2 protein-coding genes and 1 pseudogene are annotated in these 1,692 nt (G+C 49.4%); all 3 read right to left on the bottom strand.

All coding sequences use genetic code 11. The features are described 5' to 3' along the window. Window positions 1-35: 35 nt before the first annotated feature. Window positions 36-881, bottom strand: a pseudogene (locus tag AB5H98_RS13510) (IS3 family transposase); the annotation flags it as partial. Continuing rightward, entirely contained in the window at window positions 875-1,228 is a 354-nt protein-coding gene (locus AB5H98_RS13515) for a transposase (RefSeq protein WP_367926399.1), read from the bottom strand. The pseudogene AB5H98_RS13510 and the gene AB5H98_RS13515, both read right to left, overlap by 7 nt. Window positions 1,229-1,316: 88 nt before the next feature. Next, a partial coding sequence (locus AB5H98_RS13520; protein ID WP_367926400.1) for a hypothetical protein occupies window positions 1,317-1,692 on the bottom strand: 376 nt, incomplete at its 5' end.

Consider the following 1,692-nt stretch of genomic DNA (forward strand, 5'->3'; position numbering starts at 1 on the left):
CAAAAAGTTAGACAATAATTTCAAATAAAAATTGTTTAAGCAACCGAAAGGGCTTGTTGTCTGTGAACCGCAGGCGGCAGGCCCTTTAGCTTTGCCTTAATCCGTCGGTTATTGTAGTAGTCCAGATAGTCAATAAGCTCTTGTTTGAAGTGTTGCATGGAGTGGAACTTTTGCAGATAAAGCAATTCACTCTTGAGCAGGCCGAAGAAGTTTTCTGCTGCTGCATTGTCCAGGCAGTTTCCTTTGCGGCTCATACTTTGCCGAATGCCTTTTGCGTTGAGCATACGCTGGTACTGCTTGTGTTGGTATTGCCAGCCCTGGTCGGAGTGGAGAATGAGACCTGTCCCATCTGGTATGGTTGAAAAAGCTTTGGCAAGCATTGTTGTTACCATGCTCAAAACCGGTCGCTCAGAGATGGCATAGCTCACCAAATACCCGTTGTGTAAATCCAGAATGGGAGAAAGATAGAGCTTCTGACCAAATAGACTGAACTCTGTCACGTCGGTGACCCATTTCTGGTTTGGTTTTTCCGCATAGAAGTTTCGGTTGAGCAGATTCGGTGCAATCCGCCCCACTTCTCCTTTGTAAGAGTGATATCTTTTGACTCTGACACGGCAAACCAATCCCAGCTCCTTCATGAGTCGCTGCACTGTCTTGTGGTTCAGATATATCTCCTTGTTGTGTAATGCCGCGGTGATACGTCGGTAACCATACCGGCCTTTGTTTTCGTGGTAAATGGAGGAAATCTCTGCTTTTGCTTCTGCGTATTTATCCGGGTTTCCCATTCGCTTCAGATGGTAATAGAAAGTAGCACGAGGTAAGTGAGCGATTTCAAGCAGAAGGCATAAGGGATATCTCGGCCTCAGCTTTTGGACTACCTGGGCTTTTTCCCCTGGCGTCGCTCTCTCTCCAAAACCAAGGCTTGCAAGTTTTTTAAGTACTCGTTCTCCGCACGAAGCCGCTGTACTTCAGCAAGCAAATCCTCTTCTACTTGTTTCGGCAGTTGCTTATTCGGGCTGCCTTTGTGCCTCCTGCCGCGTCGTTCCACTGCAAAGCCTTCCGCACCTTCGGTTAAATAGATGCGTTCCCAATCCTGAATGCGATGATGATCGCTTATGTCGAACCGTCTTGCTGTTTCACTGTAACTCAGCTTTTCCTCCAGCATGGTCTTGATCACTAGCTTCTTGAATTCAGGCGTGTATCGTTTGTTTGCTATTCCTTTTGGCATAGTAAAGCACCCCACTTGTTATTCAGTATACCATACTGTCTAACAAATGGGGTGCAGTTCATTATGCACACGGGGCTGCTTTTTTGTTTTAAGAAAGGTTGCCGTATTTATCGCAGGGCACAGACACCGAGGGGTATTCCGTTTGTGTCACACTTCCCAAACGGTAACGAGACATAGTGCCGCGCGCCGTGGCGGTGGCCCCGCTGCGCGTGGCAGAGCCGCCCGTGCAGCGCCAGCTTGCATTGCCAATGGAAGTGCCGTAGCTGCTTGCCGTGCACGAAACGCTGCTGCCCTGGTTTACCTGAAAGGTGCCGTACACCGTAAATGTCCAGTCAGAGCCATAAGTATAATCTTTTTTCCCTATTTGGGTGTAACTGCCGCCCCGCGTGCGCGCCGTGCCGAGGCCATGAGCCGCATTGAAAACGTGCTGCGCACCGAGGCGTGGAATGGCGGCAGGCAGGACG

Origin of the sequence: uncultured Ruthenibacterium sp. (genome assembly GCF_963558415.1) — a bacterium.
In the GTDB taxonomy this organism is placed as follows: Bacteria; Bacillota; Clostridia; order Oscillospirales; family Ruminococcaceae; genus Ruthenibacterium.